The following is a 16,614-nucleotide window of genomic DNA, read 5'->3' as shown; positions in this document are numbered from 1 at the left end:
AGGTTCTGAGGAAGGACAGTTGGGATGACTGAATGGGTTCGGCCGGCCGGGACCGCGGCGAGCGATGGGTTCGAGCTCGCGGTGCGGCCGGGTGAGGCGGAGTGGCATCACAGCGGCTTGCTGGTTCGGACCCTGCTTCCTGGGCAGTCGGTGGAGATCGACACCGGGGACTGTGAGTACATCGTCCTTCCGTTGAGTGGGTCGGCCGAGGTGATCGTCGACGGCGAGGCAGTCCCGCTCGGTGGACGGGCGGACGTGTTTGCGGGGTCGACGGATCTGGCGTACGTGCCCCGGAACTCGACGTTCGCGGTGGTCAGCGCCGGTGGCGCGCGGATCGCGTTCCCGCACGCCAAGGCCGCGACGGACCATCCGTTCCGGCGGATCGGCGCCGACGAGGTCGAGACCGAGCTCCGTGGTGCCGGTGTCGCCTCCCGCCAGGTCCGCAACTTCGGTACGCCGGGAGTCCTCGAGGCGGACTCGATCATCGCGTGCGAGGTGATCACGCCGGCCGGCAACTGGTCGTCCTACCCGCCGCACAAGCACGACGAGCACAAGCCGGGGAAGGAGAGCGAGCTCGAGGAGATCTACTACTTCGAGCTGCAGCTGTCCGACGACGTCCCAGAAGGTGTCAAGGGCAACGATCCGATCGGCTACCAGCGGGTCTACGGCACCGAGGAGCGCCCGATCGACGTGCTGGCGGAGGTCCGCAGCGGTGACGTGGTGCTCGTCCCGCACGGCTGGCACGGCCCGGCGATGGCGCCACCCGGCTACGACATGTACTACCTCAACGTGATGGCCGGACCCGGCACCGAGCGCCAGTGGCTGATCACCGACGATCCGCAGCATGCATGGGTCCGCGACCTGTGGAACTCCCAACATCTTGATCCGCGCCTACCTTTCGGACAAACAGGAGAAGAGTCATGACGGTGCGTCTCACGGTCGCGCAGGCCCTGGTGCGATTCCTGAGCGTCCAGTACTCGGAGCGTGACGGGCTTCGGCAGCGGCTGATCGCCGGGTCACTGGGCATCTTCGGCCACGGCAACGTCGCCGGGATCGGCCAGGCGTTGCTGCAGTCCGAACTCGAGGACCCGAAGGCGCTGCCGTACATCCTGGCCCGCAACGAGCAGGCCATGGTGCACACCGCGGCGGCCTTCGCCCGCACCCGTGACCGGCTCCAGACCTACGCCTGCACGGCAAGCGTGGGCCCGGGCTCGACCAACATGGTGACCGGTGCGGCCCTTGCGACGATCAACCGGTTGCCGGTGCTGATCCTCCCTTCGGATGTGTTCGCAACGCGGGTGGCAACACCCGTGCTGCAGGAGCTGGAGAGCTTCGGCGCCGGTGACGTGTCGGTCAACGACGCCTTCCGCCCGGTGTCGAAGTACTTCGACCGCGTCTGGCGACCGGAACAGTTGCCGTCGGCACTGATGAACGCGATGCGCGTGCTGACCGATCCGGTCGAGACCGGCGCGGTGACGCTGGCCTTGCCGCAGGACGTCCAGGCCGAGGCGTACGACTGGCCGGAAGAGCTCTTCGTCGAGCGCACCTGGTACGTCGCACGTCCCTTGCCGGAGGCATCAATTGTCGACAAGGCGGCAGATCTCCTACGGTCCGCGCAACGACCGCTGATCGTCGCCGGTGGCGGTGTGCACTACTCGGGAGCAGAGGACGCGCTGCGTGAGTTCGCCGAGCAGACCGGCGTACCGGTGTCGGAAACCCAAGCAGGTAAGGGATCTCTTGCCTACGATCACCCGCAGGCGGTGGGCGCGGTCGGGTCGACCGGGACCACGGCAGCCAACGCGCTGGCCCGTGATGCGGACCTGGTGATCGGGATCGGCACCCGCTACAGCGACTTCACGACGGCGTCGCGGACCGCCTTCCAGAATCCGCGAGTCCGGTTCCTGAACATCAACGTGGCGCGGTTCGACAGTGGCAAGCATGCCGGCCTCCCGGTGGTGGCCGATGCGCGGGAAGCCCTTGTTTCGTTGGGATCCGCGCTCGGTGAGTGGTCCGTGGACGACAAGTACACAGCCGAGGCGCAGGAACTCACAAGGAACTGGAACGGAACTGTGGACGCAGTTTTCCGGCCCTCCGCCGAGGTGACGGCGAAACTGGCCGAAGGACTGCTCACGCAGGGCGAGGTGATCGGCGCCGTCAACGAATTGTCGGCGGCGTCTGATGTGGTTGTCTGCGCAGCCGGCTCGATGCCGGGTGACCTCCACAAACTGTGGCGGCCGCGCGACCCGAAGGGATACCACGTCGAATATGGCTTCTCCTGTATGGGATACGAGATCGCCGGCGGACTCGGTGTCCGGCTCGGCGCACCGGATCGCGACGTGTTCGTCATGGTCGGCGACGGGTCGTACCTGATGATGTCCAGCGAGCTGGCCACCGCGGTCCAGGAGAACATCAAGATCATCGTGGTCCTGGTGCAGAACCACGGCTTCGCGTCGATCGGCGCGCTCTCGGAGTCCCTCGGTTCCCAGCGGTTCGGGACGGCGTACCGCAAGCGCACCAGTGACGGCCGGCTCGACGGTGACTACCTGCCGATTGATCTCGCGGCGAACGTGCGCAGTTTCGGTGTCGACGTGATCGATGTCCACAGCCGGCCCGAGCTGGAGAAGGCGATCCAGACCGCGAAGGCAGCCACCGGGCCGATCGCGATCCATGTCACGACCGACCCGCTGGTCGGCGGTCCGGACAGCGACTCGTGGTGGGACGTCCCGGTCAGCGAGGTGTCGGAGCTGCAGTCCACGCAGGCCGCGGCTGCGACGTACGAGGAGAGCAAGAAGGCCCAGCGTCCGTACCTGACTCCGGCCGACGGGGATCACTGATGGGCAGAGTCGACATCGGTACGGCGCCGGACTCGTGGGGAGTCTGGTTCGCGGGCGACCCGCAGCAGACGCCGTGGACGCGGTTCCTCGACGAGGTGGCCGCGGCCGGGTACACGCGGATCGAGCTCGGTCCGTACGGGTACCTTCCGACCGACCCGGTCAGGTTGAAGGACGAGCTCGACCAGCGTGGTCTGACGATGACCGCCGGTACGACGTTCGAGCAGCTGCATCGCCCCGACGGGTGGGAGGCGACGTGGCGCGATGTCGTGAAGACGGCCGAGCTCACGGCCGCGATGGGCGCGAAGCACCTGGTCGTGATGCCGTCGATGTGGCGCGGTGACAACGGCGAGGTCGTCGAGGAACGGCTGGACCACGAGGGCCAGGCCAGACACGGACAGGCGGTGACCGAGCTGGGCCGCCGGCTGGCGGACGAGTTCGGGCTGCTGACGCAGTACCACCCGCACGCGGACGGACATGTCGACACGCAGGACACCGTCGAGCGCTTCCTCGAAGAGACCGACAGCGCCTCCGTGAACCTGTGCCTCGACACCGGCCACATCAGCTACTGCGGCGGCGACAACCTCGAGCTGATCCGGAAGTACCCGGACCGGATCGGCTACGTCCACCTCAAGCAGGTCGATCCGAAGATCCTCGCCGAGGTCGAAGCCGAGGGCCTGAGCGTCGACGAAGCCGTACGGCGGGGCGTGATGTGCGAGCCGCCGAACGGCGTACCCGAGCTGCCGCCGGTCCTCGACGCGCTGGCGGCCCTGGACGCCGACGTGTTCGCGATCGTCGAGCAGGACATGTACCCGTGTGCGCCCGACGTACCGCTGCCGATCGCGGCGCGGACGTTGGCGTATCTCACTGGTTCTGGGGGTGCTACATCGAGATGACGGCCACGGGAGTGTGACACTCTCGGGTCCCACGCAAGTCCGCGGAGCGCCGCGGAACACCTGAAAGGCTGGTACCAAGTCATGGTTCGGTGGCAGAAGAAGGCGGGGGCCGCGGTTGCGGCCGGCGTGCTCGCGGTGGCTCTGGCCGCGTGCAGTTCCTCCGGCGGCAAGCAGAAGGAGGAGAGCTCCGGCGACAGCGGCGGTAACGTCGCGGACACGCCGCGGATGAAGGTTGCCATGATCACCCACTCGGGTCCGGGCGACACCTTCTGGGACATCGTGCGGCGCGGGGCCGAGGCGGCCGCGAAGAAGGACAACATCGAGCTGCAGTACTCCGCCGACCCGGACGGCGCGGCCCAGGCGAACCTCGTGCAGACCGCGATCGACTCCAAGGTCGACGGCATCGCGGTCACGCTGAACAAGCCGGACGCGGTGATCCCGAACGTCAAGAAGGCGATCGCGGCAGGCATCCCGGTGACCGTCCTCAACGGTGGTCTCGACCAGTGGAAGACCACCGGCGCGATCGGGTACTTCGGCCAGGACGAGCGGATCGCGGGCCAGGCGACCGGCGAGAAGCTCAAGCAGCTCGGCGCGAAGAACGTCCTGTGCGTCATCCACGAGCAGGGCAACGTCAGCCTCGAGGCCCGCTGCCAGGGCATCAAGGACAAGCTGCCGACCACCCAGAACGTGAACGTCAACGGCACCGACCAGCCCGGGACACAGGCGACCCTGACCTCGAAGCTGCAGGCGGACAAGACCGCCGACTACGTGGTCGCGCTCAACGCGGGGATCGCGCTGACCGCGGTCCAGGCGGCCAAGGACGCCGGATCGTCGGCGAAGATCGGCAGCTTCGACATGAGCAAGGAGATGGCCAAGGCGGTCAGCGACGGCACCGTGCAGTTCGCCGTCGACCAGCAGCCGTACCTGCAGGGCTACCTCGCCGTCGACGCGATCTGGCTCTACAAGACCAACGGCGACACCATCGGCGGCGGCGAGGCGACCCTGACCGGGCCGGCGTTCATCGACAAGTCGAACATCGCGGCGGTCCAGAAGTACGCCGAAGCCGGGACGCGCTGAGGTAGCGCCATGGCATCGACCATCACCTCGCCCGCCGCGGCGGACGACCGCGTCTCCGCCCGGTCCCTCGGCGCCCGGCTGCTGAGCCGGCCCGAGATCGGGTCGCTCGTCGGCGCGGCCGTGATCCTGGTGTTCTTCCTGATCGCAGCGCCGCCGTTCCGCGACATCAACAACACCGGCACGATCCTGTACCAGGCTGCGCTGATCGGTGTGATGGCCGTGCCGGTGTCGCTGCTGATGATCGGCGGCGAGTTCGACCTGTCGGCCGGTGTCGCGGTGACGACATCCGGCCTGACCGCGGGCCTGTTCGCCTACCAGTTCAGCCTGAACGTCTGGATCGGTGTGATCGTCGCGCTGGCGCTCTCGCTGGCGATCGGTGCGTTCAACGGCTGGCTGCTGATGCGGACCGGCCTGCCCAGCTTCCTGGTGACGCTGGGTACCTTCTTCATCCTGCAGGGCCTGAACATCGCGGTCACCCGGCTCGCCTCCGGCGCCGTCGCGTCGAACTCGATCAGTGACATGGACGGGTTCGGCGCGGCGAAGGCGGTGTTCGCGTCGGAGTTCAAGCTCGGCGGCGTGACGATCAAGATCATCGTCGTCTGGTGGATCGTGTTCGTCGCGATCGCCGCCTGGGTGCTGCTGAAGACCCAGATCGGCAACTGGATCTTCGCGGCCGGCGGTGACGCGGCGGCCGCCCGGGCCGTCGGCGTACCGGTCAAGAAGGTCAAGATCGGCCTGTTCATGACGGTCGGGTTCTTCGCCTGGTTCACCGGTATGCAGCTGCTGTTCGTGCAGAACGGCGTGGTGCAGTCCGGTGAAGGCGTCGGCAAGGAGTTCCTCTACATCATCGCGGCGGTCGTCGGCGGCTGTCTGCTCACCGGCGGCTACGGGTCGGTCGTGGGCGGCGCGATCGGCGCGCTGATCTTCGGAATGGTCCAGCTCGGCGTGGTGTACGCCGGCTGGAACCCGGACTGGTTCAAGGCGTTCCTGGGCGCGATGTTGCTGCTGGCAACCATCGTCAATCTCGTCGTCAAGAACAGGGCGGAGGCACGATGACCACCACGGAGTCGTTCGCGGACGACGCGACCACCAGTCCGAACACGCCGATCGTGCTGCTCGAGGACGTCGGCAAGAGCTACGGCAACATCCAGGCGCTGCGCGGGGTGTCGCTGTCGGTCCGGCAGGGCGAGATCACCTGCGTCCTCGGTGACAACGGCGCGGGCAAGTCGACGCTGATCAAGATCATCGCCGGACTGCACGACTACACGTCCGGCCGGATGTCGGTGAACGGCGAGGAGCGGCACTTCGGTTCGCCGCGTGAGTCGCTCGACAGCGGTATCGCGACCGTCTACCAGGACCTGGCGCTGGCGCCGCTGATGTCGGTCTGGCGGAACTTCTTCCTCGGCAACGAGATCACCAAGGGGCCGTTCCGGCAGCTGGACGTGGCGAAGATGAAGCGGATCGCGCAGGAGGAGCTGACCAAGATGGGGATCGCGATCCCCAATCTCGAGCAGCCGGTCGGCAAGCTGTCGGGTGGTCAGCGGCAGTGTGTGGCGATCGCGCGGGCGATCCACTTCGGCGCCAAGGTGCTGATCCTCGACGAGCCGACAGCGGCGCTCGGCGTGAACCAGTCGGGTGTGGTGCTGAAATACGTCGTGAAGGCGCGCGACGCCGGGATCGGGGTCATCTTCATCACCCACAACCCGCACCACGCGTACCTGGTCGGCAATCACTTCGTCGTGCTGAAGCTCGGCCGGGTGGCGCTCGACACGCACCGGTCGGAGATCACGCTGGAGGAGCTGACGACCGAGATGGCCGGCGGTTCCGAGCTGGAAGCGCTGAGCCACGAGCTGCGGGAGATCAACCCCGAGGTGGTCGTGGATGATGTACGGAAGGGGCAGGAGGGGACATGACCGATCTGCGGGTCGGGGTCGTCGGCGTCGGAGTGATGGGCGCCGACCACGCCGAACGCGTCGTACGGAAGACGTCGGGTGCACGCCTGGTTGCCGTCGCCGATGCGGATGCGGGCCGGGCCGAGGCACTCGCGGGCAGGCTGTCGGAAAGGTCGGCCAGTACGGCGAGACACTCGGGCGGTACGACGCACGCGGAGACTGTTCGCGTGGTCGAGGATCCGATGGATCTGATCGCGGCGGACGACGTCGACGCGGTGATCCTGGCGTCGCCGGGGTTCGCGCACGCGGAGCAGTTGTTCGCCTGCTTGGAGCACGGGAAGCCGGTGCTCTGCGAGAAGCCGTTGACGATGGACGCGGCGTCGGCGTTGCGCGTGGTCGAGGCGGAACACAAGCTCGGACGGCAGGTGATCCAGGTCGGGTTCATGCGGCGGTTCGACCCGGAGTACGCCGCTTTGAAGCAACTGCTCGACTCGGGTGACCTCGGGCGGACGCTGCTGCTGCACAACGTGCACCGGAACAAGTCGGCCCCGCCGACGTTCCGGAGCGAGATGATCGTCCGGGACTCGATGGTGCACGAGGTCGACGTCGCGCGATGGCTGTTCGGCGAGGAGATCACCCGGATCACCGTGCACACCCCGACGCCGACGAGTCTCGTCGGGGACGGCGTACTCGATCCGCAGCTGGCCGTGTTCGAGCTGGCGAACGGGGCGATGGCCGACGTGGAGGTGTTCGTGAACTTCCAGGTCGGGTACGAGGTCCGGTGTGAGGCGGTTGCCGAGCGCGGGAGCGCGACGATCGGCCTCGGGTCCGGCGTCTTCACCCGGGCCGGCGAGCAGTGGGGCGGCACGATGCCGGCCGACTTCCGGGTCCGGTTCGAGCAGGCGTACGACATCGAGGTGCAGCGCTGGGTCGACGCGACCGTGCGCGGTGAGATCGACGGGCCGAGCGCCTGGGACGGCTACGCGGCGGCGGCCGTCTGCGAGGCCGGACTGGAGTCGTTGAGCACCGGCAAGCCTGTCGACGTCGCCTTGGCCGATCGGAGCGAGGTACTGGGATGACCCGCCAGCAGCATTTCGGAAACACCACCGGCAGTGAGGAAACATCGTGAGTACTGACAGCAAGCGCATCACCCACCTCGTCGGCGGCAGCTCGTGGACCGGCGTGGCCGAGCGGACCAGCAAGGTCTACAACCCCGCGACCGGTCAGGTCACGGGTGAGCTGGACCTGGCGTCGGCGGCCACTGTCGACGAGGTCGTCAAGGTCGCCCACGAGGCGTCGAAGACCTGGGCGCAGACGTCGCTCACGAAGCGCGCCCAGGTCCTGTTCGCGTACCGCGAGCTGGTGAACCGCGACAAGGAGCGGATCGCGCAGCTGATCACCGCCGAGCACGGCAAGGTGCTGTCCGACGCGCTCGGCGAGGTGACCCGCGGCCTCGAGGTGATCGAGTTCGCCTGCGGGATCCCGCACCTGCTCAAGGGCGGGTACAGCGAGGGCGTCTCGACCAAGGTCGACGTGTACTCGATCCGGCAGCCGCTCGGCGTCAGCGCGGTGATCTCGCCGTTCAACTTCCCGGCCATGGTGCCGATGTGGTTCGTCCCGATCGCGGTTGCCTGTGGCAACAGCGTGGTGATCAAGCCGTCCGAGAAAGACCCGTCCGCGGCGAACGCGATGGCCGAGCTGTGGAAGGAGGCCGGGCTGCCGGACGGCGTGGTGAACGTCGTGCACGGCGACAAGGAGGCGGTCGACCGGCTGCTCGAGCACCCGGACATCAAATCCGTGTCGTTCGTCGGGTCGACGCCGATCGCGAAGTACGTCTACGAGAACGGCACCCGCAACGGCAAGCGCGTGCAGGCCCTCGGCGGCGCGAAGAACCACATGATCGTGCTGCCGGACGCGGACCTGGACCTCGCGGCTGACGCCGCCGTGAACGCCGGGTTCGGGTCGGCGGGCGAGCGGTGCATGGCGATCTCCGCGCTGGTGGCGGTCGAGCCGATCGCGGACGAGCTGATCGGCAAGATCAAGGAGCGGATGGGCAAGCTGAAGACCGGCGACGGGACCCGCGCCTGCGACATGGGCCCGTTGGTGACCGGCGCGCACCGGGACAAGGTCGCCGGGTACGTCGAGGCCGGGGTCGACGCCGGCGCGAAGCTGGTGGTCGACGGGCGCGCGGGTGACTTCGACGGGGCGGCCGACGGGTTCTGGCTCGGTCCGACGCTGTTCGACAAGGTGACGCCGGAGATGTCGATCTACACCGACGAGATCTTCGGGCCGGTGCTCTCGGTGCTGCGTACACCGTCGTACGACGACGCGCTCGAGCTGGTCAACTCGAACCCGTACGGGAACGGGACGGCGATCTTCACCAACGACGGTGGCGCGGCGCGCCGGTTCCAGAACGAGGTGGAGGTCGGGATGGTCGGGATCAACGTCCCGATCCCGGTGCCGATGGCGTACTACTCGTTCGGCGGATGGAAGAACTCGCTGTTCGGCGACACGCATGCCCACGGGACCGAAGGCGTGCACTTCTTCACCCGCGGAAAGGTGGTCACGTCGCGGTGGCTGGACCCGTCCCACGGCGGAATCAACCTCGGCTTCCCGACCCACGACTGATCGGGCCTTTGGGTGTAGCGTCGAAGGTGACCCCCGGGGCAAGAGGAGTACCGCGGCGTACGCAGGGCCGTCGGCCCGTCCTCAGTCCGCGATCGTCAAGCCCCGGAGTGCGTCATGTCGAAGAACAAAGGTGGGCGTGAAGTCCGCAAGCCCAAGCAACCCAAACGGCCGAAACCCAACCCGGCCGACAGCTCGGTCATCCCGTCCACCAAACATGGGCGGAAGTAGCGTCCGGACCGCAGTTCCCCGGGGACTGCGGTCCCGGACGGGCCGGCGCAGGTAACCGTTGACCGGCGGGTCGGGGCTGGGTAGCCTCGCAGGTGCGTTCGAGGGCGCGTCGAGACTCGCCGGAAGGCTGGAAGCCACCTCGATTTCCGAAGCTGAGTGCGGTCGATGACGCTCTCTTGAGACCCGTGCGAGTCCGGGTGCGAGAGGACGCATTGTGAGACTGCTGCCTGATCGGCCCAGCATCGAGTACCTGCGCAAGGAAGCGAAGGATCTCCTCGCGGTACTCCGGGAGTCCAAGCCGGACGCTTCACTCGCGGAAGCGCAACGCGCGCTGGCCGCGGAGTACGGCGTGCGCGACTGGCCGGCGTTGAAGGCCGAGGTCGAGCGCCGGGTAGCGGACACGCCCACGGCTCCCGCCGGCCTGGCCGAGGCGCTAGCCGAAGCGTTCGACCTGGGGACGCTGACCGGGCCGGCCAAACCCGTGTCGTTCACCGCGATGGGGCGTTGCTGGGACTTCACCACCGATCGCGGGCGGTGGCTGGCCGTCACGGTCTACGACTGGATCACGAATGAGCAAGCCGAGCTCGGCGCCCGGCTCCGTGCAGCTGCAGTCGCGGCGGGAGTATCCGCCCCGGCCGGGGCGATCAGTCCACACGGACGCCTGATCGAGAAGGTGCGAGGCGAGAACTGGCGCGTGCACGAGTGGCTCGAGGTCGGTCCGGCTCCAGTTCTGCCGGTGTCGACGGCCATGGCTCGTCGAGCGGGTGCTCTGTTCGGGACGTTGCACGCGTTGGCCATCCCGAGCGACGAGCCGATCCACGGCTACCTGGCCTACCGCCGCTCAGAGGCCGACTGGCAGCACCTGCTCGGTCGTGCCCGTGCGGCCGGCAAACCGTGGGCCGAGCAACTCGACGCACGCCTGCCTGCGTTCCGCGAGCTGCAAGCGATCGAGCTCGACGCACCCGACGAACTGATGCTCTGTAACCGGAATCTGAACCCGGAGAATGTTCGCCAGGGACGCGACGGAGAGCTCACCGTGATGGAGTGGGATTTCGCGGGTTCGCTCACCCCCGAGCTCGAGCTCGGCTCCGTGCTGACTCACTGGCTGATGCGGCCGGACGTCAACCAGCGTGGGCTGTTGGCGTTCCGGGACGGGTACGGCGAGGTGCGGGAGTGGCCGAAGCTTGAGCTGGATTCGTTCGCGGTCGCGATCACCGGATGGCTGAACTGGACGTACAACGCGATCTGTGAGGCGATCAACCCGGAGGATGCCGACCACGCGGTCTTCGCCGAGCGGGAGGCTGTCGGGGTGCTTGATCGGCCGATGACCCGTAGTGGCTTGGAGCAACTACTCGTGGTCTGACAGAGCGGTGGCCACGGCTTCGGCTGTCGGGTCGGACAGGTGGCCGTGCAGGAGCTCCGTGCGGTGCACCAGACGTGGCGTGGTGAGTGGGACGGCTGCGACGTCCGGTGTGAGCGCTGAGCGCGGGAGGACAGCTAGGCCGTGGCCGGAGCCGATCAGGGTGAGGAGGGTGTGGAGGTCGGTGCCGTTGTAGGTGAAGGCCGGGCGGAGCGCGTTGGAGCCGGCCGCGGCGCGCAACGTCGCCAGTGGGGCGGCGAGGTCGGGGGCGTCGATCCACCGCGCATCTGCGAGATCGCCAAGCGAGAGACGACGACCAGGCCGGGCCAGCGGGTGGGTTGTGGGGAGGGCTACGACCAGGGTGTCGTGGGCTACCGAGGTGGTGCGGAGCTGTACGGCGTTGGTCAGGTTGAGAGGGTCGGTAGGGGTGGCGATGCCGTCCACGAGACCGAGCGTGAAGGTGCCGGCGGCGACACCCGCGACGACCTGATCGCGCCCGCAGACGGTCAGCGACGTCTCGGTGCCGGGATAAGTACGTCGTACCTCGGCCAGCGCGGTCGCGAGTGACCTGGCCGCCAGGGGAGACGCGGCGAGCGTGAGGGTGCTGGGCGGGTCCGCGACGGTACGGCGTACGTCGGCGCGCGCCGCGTCCAGCCGGAGCAAGATCGGGCCGGCGTGTTCGAGCAGGCGTTCGCCGGCCGGCGTCGGTACGACGGGCCGTCGGCGGAGCAACGGCGTACCGAGGTCGCTCTCCAGGGTGGCGATGTGCTGGGACACGGCGGACTGGGTGTAGCCGAGTCGCTCCGCGGCCGCGGAGAACGATCCGCAGTCGGCGACGGTGACGAACGTCCGCAGCAGATGAGGATCCACGTGTATCAGTATCTCTGATCGGCCATGCAGAGATCATCGTTGGCGCTGATGCTCACCGTCAGCCGAGGATGGACCCATGAACGCCTACTCCGGACGCCTCGCACTGGTCGGGGACCGCTCACCGCATGTTCGTTCGCACGCCCGGATCCCCGGCCTGCTCAAGGAACTCGAAGAGCGCGATCACCTGGACCTCGATGTCTACTGGGTCCCGAGCGACGACGTGGATGCTGCGCTCGAAGGCTTCGACGGGATCTGGTTGCTGCCCGGCAGCCCGTACCGGAGCGAGGCCGGTGCGGTCACCGCGGTCCGGATCGCCCGCGAGCACGGGATCCCGTTCCTCGGTACGTGTGGTGGGTTCCAGCACGCGATGCTCGAGTTCGCGCGCAACGTCTGCGGCGCGACCGGCGTACAGCATGGTGAGTATTCGCCGGACGCCGACGAGCTCCTGATCGTGCCGCTGCAGTGTTCGCTCGACGGACACGAGGGTGGAGTGCAGGTGCGACCAGGTACCCGCGCGGCCGAGCTACTCGGTGCAGAGCGCTCAATGGAGCGGTACCACTGCTCCTACGGTCTGGACAGCAGCAAACTCGACCTACTGCGCGAGCACGGCATGATCTTCAGCGGGTACGACGACGCAGGCGAACCGCGCATCGCGGAGCTGCCGGGACACCCGTTCTACCTGGCCAGCCTGTTCCAGCCGGAGCTGGCCGGCGACGGCAGACGCCCACACCCGTTCATCCAGGCGTTCGCGCACGCGGTCGCCGGCCGCAGCGATCAGATCGCGGAGACCGGTCGCGGGGCCATCCCCGCGGCGACGTAGCAGGCGTCGATGAGCTCCATCGTGGCCAGCGCGTCGTCGGCGTCGGTGAGCAGCGGCGCGCCGTTGCGGATCGCCCCGGTGAACGCTTCCAGCTGGTACGTGTACGAGGTCTTCGTGCCGAGGTGCTCGACCCAGGTGTCTTCGTTGGTCGTCACGATCACCCGGTCGTCCTTCTGCGGAAGCACGTAGAACGGGGCGAACGCCTCACCACGGCTGCCGACGACCTTGAGACTGAACTCGACGTCCTCGGCCGCCATACTGGTCCGCACCACACCGGTCGCACCGTTCGGGAACTCCAGGTCGGCGTTCAGCCACTCGTCCACGCCAGGCAGTCGCTTGCGCTCACCGGCCCGTGCACTGATCAGCGTCGGCGCGCCACCGGCGTACGGCGCGAACATCCGCTGCGCGTGCAGTGCGTAGCAACCGACGTCCATCACGGCACCGCCGGCGAGCGGCAGCGACCAGCGCGGGTCGTCGTCCGGCGGCGGGGGCATCACCATGGTCGTCTCGACCGTCTGCAGGTCGCCCAGCTCACCCTTGGAGACCAGCTCCTGCAGCCGTCGCATCACCGGGTGGTACGCGTAGTGGAAGGCCTCCATGAACACCTGACCGGAGGAATGAACCGCGTCCCGGACCTCCCGAGCCTCGCTGGCGTTGCTGGTCGACGGCTTCTCGGTCAGCACATGCTTGCCCGCGGCAAGGGCACGCAGGTTCCACGGCCCGTGCAGCCCGTTCGCCAGCGGGTTGTAGATGGCTTCGATCTCCGGATCGTCGAGTAGTTGCTGGTACGACGCATGGACGCGTTCGACGCCGTGCTCGGCGGCGAAGGCTTCGGCGCGGCCGGTGTCGCGCGCGGCGACCGCGACCAGCCGCGCGCCGGTCAGCTTGGCCGGCTCGACGATGGCCCGGCCGGCGATCCGAGCGGCACCGAGGATGCCGATGCGAAGCGGTTCCATGCGTTCTCCCTTGCTGACAACCATCCGGGCGGCGTGGGGCGAGTTCCTCGAGAGCGGCGAACCCGATAGTTCCTCAGGACATGGCTCACCGAGCAGACCAAGCCGTCATCCTGCCCCACCATGCCCGGGCTCCAAACCCGGTGCCCGCGATCCGGACCTCCCGGATCGCAAAGTTCACCCGGCGTCGGGCCCTTGTTCAGCGTGCGCCGCTACGGGAGGTGATGGAAACCGGTGGCCTTCAGGTGCTCGGTGTCCGCTACGTCGATGCTGACCCGGCGGGTCTCGCCTCCACTGACGGTGCCGCCGCCTCCGAACGCGGCCCAGAACACGAGCGGCAGGAACAGGGTACGGATCAGCATCGCCCAGCCGGCCTTGCCCAGGCCCACCCGGCTGCCGTCCTCGACCCGGACCAGCTGGGTGCCGGTGAGCAGCGCGCCGATACCGCGGCCGTTGCCGTAGAACCAGCCGTACAGCAGCGGCAGGACGAACAGCAGCGTGATCGCGATGATCACCGCACCGGCTGTCTTGTTGGGGTCCGTCGAGCGCACGTAGTAGAGCACGCCCAGGGCGACCGCCGTACCGTCGACCAGCACGCTGTCGACCAGCCAGGCCAGCAATGCGCCCGACCACGTCGACTCGACGTACAGCGCGCCATTGTGGTGGGCCTGGACGCGTTTGGTCAGCTTGTCGCCGAGTAGCGGTCTGGTGTGCCCGCGGAGTTGCTGCATGGCCTCGGCGCGCGCCTTCGAATCGTCGGTCACAACCAACTGACGTCCCTGCCGATCATCCTGGTTCCGGTCGCGAGGCACGGTAGCGCAGGTCTGATCAAATTCGGGTGGTGGCTCGACGGATTCCGGTCCAGCCTTCAGGATGAGCCCATGAGTACCGTCCAGGTCCAGGTCGATCGGAACAGCCGTACGCCGTTGCACGTGCAATTGGCGCAGCAGCTGGAGGCGGCCATCCAGGGCGGCGAACTGCCCGTCGGGTCCCGGCTGAGCAACGAGGTTGACCTGGCCGAGGCCTACGGACTGAGTCGGCCGACCGTCCGTCAGGCCATCGCCCGTCTGGTCGACCAGGGCCTTCTGGTCCGCAAACGCGGCGTCGGCACCCAGGTGGTCGGCAACTCCGGACAGGTACGTCGTTCGCTCGAACTGACCAGCCTGTACGACGACCTCACCTCAGCGCACCGTAAGCCCGAAACCGACGTACTGCGCTTCGGAATCTCACCTGCGACCGCAGAGGTTGCCACTGCACTGCAATGCGAGCTGGGCGACCGTGTACTGCGGCTGGAGCGACTGCGGCGAGCAGACGGCGAACCGCTCGCTCTGATGCGCAACTGGCTGCCGCCAGAGATCCTGGACACCGACCCGGCCACACTGGCCGAGCGTGGTCTCTACCAACTCCTGCGAGCCGAGGGGGTCCGGCTGAAGGTGGCGCACCAGACCATCTCCGCCATACCGGCAACGCCCGAGCAGGCAAAGCTGCTGTCGGAGGAGCCGGGCTCACCGCTTCTGGCGACTACGCGGATCACGTACGACGACCACGGCCAGCCGGTCGAGTATGGCTCCCACCTGTACCGCGCGAGCCGCTACTCCTTCGAGCACACGCTCGTACACCGCTAAGACCCCGGACCGGGCTGGAAGTCGTCGGCCTGGCGGGGTGGGAAGACCCACTGCGTGCTGCGAGCGATCTGCGCTAGCTGGGCGGCTGTCAGCAGCGGACTGGGCCGGGTGTGCTCGCTCTTCTCCTTGGGGGCGTTGTAGTTGGTCAGGCTGATCTGGGTGCCGTTGGGCCGGAAGAGCTCCACGATGGTCTCCCGGACGCCACCAGGGTTCGGGCCGTCCGTGTACAGCGGCTGGTTGTCGTACACGACGTGCACGCTGCCGTCTGCGTGGATGGTGCACGTGCCGGGCGGGAACGGGTTGCAGTCGGTGACTGCGTCCGCGGTGGTGATGCTCAGCGTGAGCAGTGAGGCGCCGGCACCGTCGTCCAGGAGAACGCTGGCCTCGTTCGTCCCGAGGCCGTAGCCACCGGACGTCGTGGAGTTGGTCGGGGTGAGGCCGTTCGGGAGGAGGCGAGTCAGCGTCGCCAGAGTCTCCGCCGGCGTCACGGGCCGTGACACGGCCCTGTGCGTCGGAACCGTCGGAGCCGTGGTGACAGTCGGTGTGGTGGCCGGCTCTACCTGGGCATCGGTTCGCAGTACCTGACTGCCGCCGATGATGACTCCGACGGTGGCCAGTACGGCGGTTGCGCCGGACAGACCCGCGAGCGCGGTCCGGCGTCGGCGCAGCACCTTGCCGCGACGGATGCCGCGAGCAACCAGCTCGGGTGTGGCGGGCTGCAGGTCCTCAGTTGCCTGGCGCATCAGGTCCGGGAGGCTGTCGTGAAGGTTCGTCATTGGCAGGGCTCCCAGGTCATAGTGCGGCCAGATGGACAGCTTCGTCGCCCAGAACTGCCCGGAGGCGGTTCAGTGCGCGTGACGTGCGTGTCCTGATCGCACCGGTGTTCTTGCCGAGGTCGTACGCGACCTGTTCCGCGCTGCGATCCTCGAAATACCGCAGTACCAGCACTGCTCGGTCGAGTGGGGACAACTCGGCCATTGCCTGCAGCAAGGACAGGCGGAGCTCGTGGTCGCCGGTCTGGTCCGCCCGATCAGGTGTCCGCTCCACGGGTCGCTCTGTCGAGCTCCGTCGACGCTGTTGGGAGATGTACGTCCGCGCCAGGACGGTCTGGGCGTACGCCGCTGGGTTGTCGGTCTGCTCCACCCGCCGCCACGCTCGGTACAGCTTGGCCAGCGTCTCCTGGACCAGGTCCTCGGCCAGGTGGTGCTCGCCGGCCAGCAGCCACGCCGACCGGTACAGCTGTGGTGTCCGCGCTTTGGCGAACTCCTCGAAATCCTGCGTCGACCGTGTCAAAGCCACCCTCCCGAGGTCCCCTGTCACCCGGTTCGACGCCGTGAGTGGCGGTTCTGTTACCTACGGGATTGCAACAACCTGCAATTTTCTGGACCGGGCCGTGACCCGATCGATACGGTCAGTGAGCCAGCGGCGTGTCAC

At 67.9% G+C, this 16,614-nt stretch carries 16 protein-coding genes; 11 read left to right on the top strand and 5 right to left on the bottom strand.

Annotation, left to right across the window (positions count from 1 at the left end; all coding sequences use genetic code 11):
- Positions 1-24: 24 nt before the first annotated feature.
- The 9 genes from iolB (at position 25) to E0H45_RS41265 (ending at position 10,915) form a co-directional block, all read left to right on the top strand.
- The gene (gene iolB, locus E0H45_RS41305) at positions 25-924 is read left to right on the top strand and encodes a 5-deoxy-glucuronate isomerase (protein WP_131348083.1); all 900 of its coding nucleotides are present in this window, start codon (positions 25-27) and stop codon (positions 922-924) included.
- Positions 921-2,834: a 3D-(3,5/4)-trihydroxycyclohexane-1,2-dione acylhydrolase (decyclizing) gene (iolD, locus tag E0H45_RS41300; protein WP_131348081.1), complete on the top strand. Its 1,914-nt coding sequence runs from the start codon at positions 921-923 to the stop codon at positions 2,832-2,834. Before iolB ends, iolD begins: the two co-directional genes overlap by 4 nt.
- Positions 2,834-3,727, top strand: coding sequence for a TIM barrel protein (locus E0H45_RS41295; protein ID WP_131348079.1), 894 nt, complete (start codon positions 2,834-2,836; stop codon positions 3,725-3,727). Before iolD ends, E0H45_RS41295 begins: the two co-directional genes overlap by 1 nt.
- An 81-nt stretch (positions 3,728-3,808) precedes the next feature.
- The gene (locus tag E0H45_RS41290; RefSeq protein ID WP_131348077.1) at positions 3,809-4,804 is read left to right on the top strand and encodes a sugar ABC transporter substrate-binding protein; all 996 of its coding nucleotides are present in this window, start codon (positions 3,809-3,811) and stop codon (positions 4,802-4,804) included.
- Between the two features lie 9 nt (positions 4,805-4,813).
- The gene (locus E0H45_RS41285; protein ID WP_131348075.1) at positions 4,814-5,860 is read left to right on the top strand and encodes an ABC transporter permease; all 1,047 of its coding nucleotides are present in this window, start codon (positions 4,814-4,816) and stop codon (positions 5,858-5,860) included.
- The gene (locus E0H45_RS41280; RefSeq protein ID WP_131348073.1) at positions 5,857-6,717 is read left to right on the top strand and encodes an ATP-binding cassette domain-containing protein; all 861 of its coding nucleotides are present in this window, start codon (positions 5,857-5,859) and stop codon (positions 6,715-6,717) included. The genes E0H45_RS41285 and E0H45_RS41280 overlap by 4 nt, the downstream gene beginning before the upstream one ends.
- Positions 6,714-7,775: a Gfo/Idh/MocA family protein gene (locus E0H45_RS41275; RefSeq protein WP_131348071.1), complete on the top strand. Its 1,062-nt coding sequence runs from the start codon at positions 6,714-6,716 to the stop codon at positions 7,773-7,775. The genes E0H45_RS41280 and E0H45_RS41275 overlap by 4 nt, the downstream gene beginning before the upstream one ends.
- Before the next feature lie 46 nt (positions 7,776-7,821).
- Positions 7,822-9,324: a CoA-acylating methylmalonate-semialdehyde dehydrogenase gene (locus E0H45_RS41270; RefSeq protein ID WP_131348069.1), complete on the top strand. Its 1,503-nt coding sequence runs from the start codon at positions 7,822-7,824 to the stop codon at positions 9,322-9,324.
- Between the two features lie 442 nt (positions 9,325-9,766).
- On the top strand, positions 9,767-10,915 hold the full coding sequence (locus E0H45_RS41265) for an aminoglycoside phosphotransferase/kinase family protein (protein ID WP_131348067.1): 1,149 nt from the start codon (positions 9,767-9,769) through the stop codon (positions 10,913-10,915).
- Here the strand turns inward: E0H45_RS41265 and E0H45_RS41260 are convergent.
- A complete protein-coding gene (locus tag E0H45_RS41260) occupies positions 10,901-11,782 on the bottom strand; it encodes a LysR family transcriptional regulator (RefSeq protein ID WP_131348065.1) in 882 nt (293 codons plus the stop codon). The genes E0H45_RS41265 and E0H45_RS41260 overlap by 15 nt on opposite strands.
- A 76-nt stretch (positions 11,783-11,858) precedes the next feature.
- On the opposite strand from E0H45_RS41260, the gene E0H45_RS41255 reads away from it, so the two are divergent.
- Positions 11,859-12,602 carry a CTP synthase C-terminal region-related (seleno)protein gene (locus tag E0H45_RS41255; RefSeq protein ID WP_131348063.1) on the top strand — a complete coding sequence of 248 codons (744 nt, stop codon included), beginning with the start codon at positions 11,859-11,861 and terminating at the stop codon, positions 12,600-12,602.
- Here the strand turns inward: E0H45_RS41255 and E0H45_RS41250 are convergent.
- Entirely contained in the window at positions 12,557-13,558 is a 1,002-nt protein-coding gene (locus E0H45_RS41250; RefSeq protein WP_131348061.1) for a Gfo/Idh/MocA family protein, read from the bottom strand. The two genes, E0H45_RS41255 and E0H45_RS41250, sit on opposite strands and share 46 nt — an antisense overlap.
- A 209-nt stretch (positions 13,559-13,767) precedes the next feature.
- The gene (locus E0H45_RS41245) at positions 13,768-14,319 is read right to left on the bottom strand and encodes an RDD family protein (protein ID WP_131348059.1); all 552 of its coding nucleotides are present in this window, start codon (positions 14,317-14,319) and stop codon (positions 13,768-13,770) included.
- 117 nt (positions 14,320-14,436) lie between these two features.
- On the opposite strand from E0H45_RS41245, the gene E0H45_RS41240 reads away from it, so the two are divergent.
- A complete protein-coding gene (locus tag E0H45_RS41240; RefSeq protein WP_131348057.1) occupies positions 14,437-15,180 on the top strand; it encodes a GntR family transcriptional regulator in 744 nt (247 codons plus the stop codon).
- On the opposite strand, the gene E0H45_RS41235 is transcribed toward E0H45_RS41240, so the two are convergent.
- Positions 15,177-15,956, bottom strand: coding sequence for a hypothetical protein (locus tag E0H45_RS41235; protein WP_131348056.1), 780 nt, complete (start codon positions 15,954-15,956; stop codon positions 15,177-15,179). The two genes, E0H45_RS41240 and E0H45_RS41235, sit on opposite strands and share 4 nt — an antisense overlap.
- Before the next feature lie 16 nt (positions 15,957-15,972).
- Positions 15,973-16,479 carry a SigE family RNA polymerase sigma factor gene (locus tag E0H45_RS41230; RefSeq protein WP_337590435.1) on the bottom strand — a complete coding sequence of 169 codons (507 nt, stop codon included), beginning with the start codon at positions 16,477-16,479 and terminating at the stop codon, positions 15,973-15,975.
- Positions 16,480-16,614: the final 135 nt, after the last annotated feature.

The sequence above is a fragment of the Kribbella soli genome (assembly GCF_004331345.1).
GTDB classification, from domain to species: Bacteria; Actinomycetota; Actinomycetes; order Propionibacteriales; family Kribbellaceae; genus Kribbella; species Kribbella soli.
Note: the sequence above shows the minus strand (reverse complement) of the source record. Positions and strands in the feature narration are given on the sequence as shown.

Coding starts and splice junctions, on each gene's coding strand:
- iolB (WP_131348083.1), top strand. CDS start 25: ATGACTGAATGGGTTCGGCCGGCCGGGACCGCGGCGAGCGATGGGTTC.
- iolD (WP_131348081.1), top strand. CDS start 921: ATGACGGTGCGTCTCACGGTCGCGCAGGCCCTGGTGCGATTCCTGAGC.
- E0H45_RS41295 (WP_131348079.1), top strand. CDS start 2,834: ATGGGCAGAGTCGACATCGGTACGGCGCCGGACTCGTGGGGAGTCTGG.
- E0H45_RS41290 (WP_131348077.1), top strand. CDS start 3,809: ATGGTTCGGTGGCAGAAGAAGGCGGGGGCCGCGGTTGCGGCCGGCGTG.
- E0H45_RS41285 (WP_131348075.1), top strand. CDS start 4,814: ATGGCATCGACCATCACCTCGCCCGCCGCGGCGGACGACCGCGTCTCC.
- E0H45_RS41280 (WP_131348073.1), top strand. CDS start 5,857: ATGACCACCACGGAGTCGTTCGCGGACGACGCGACCACCAGTCCGAAC.
- E0H45_RS41275 (WP_131348071.1), top strand. CDS start 6,714: ATGACCGATCTGCGGGTCGGGGTCGTCGGCGTCGGAGTGATGGGCGCC.
- E0H45_RS41255 (WP_131348063.1), top strand. CDS start 11,859: ATGAACGCCTACTCCGGACGCCTCGCACTGGTCGGGGACCGCTCACCG.
- E0H45_RS41250 (WP_131348061.1), bottom strand. CDS start 13,558: ATGGAACCGCTTCGCATCGGCATCCTCGGTGCCGCTCGGATCGCCGGC.
- E0H45_RS41240 (WP_131348057.1), top strand. CDS start 14,437: ATGAGTACCGTCCAGGTCCAGGTCGATCGGAACAGCCGTACGCCGTTG.
- E0H45_RS41235 (WP_131348056.1), bottom strand. CDS start 15,956: ATGACGAACCTTCACGACAGCCTCCCGGACCTGATGCGCCAGGCAACT.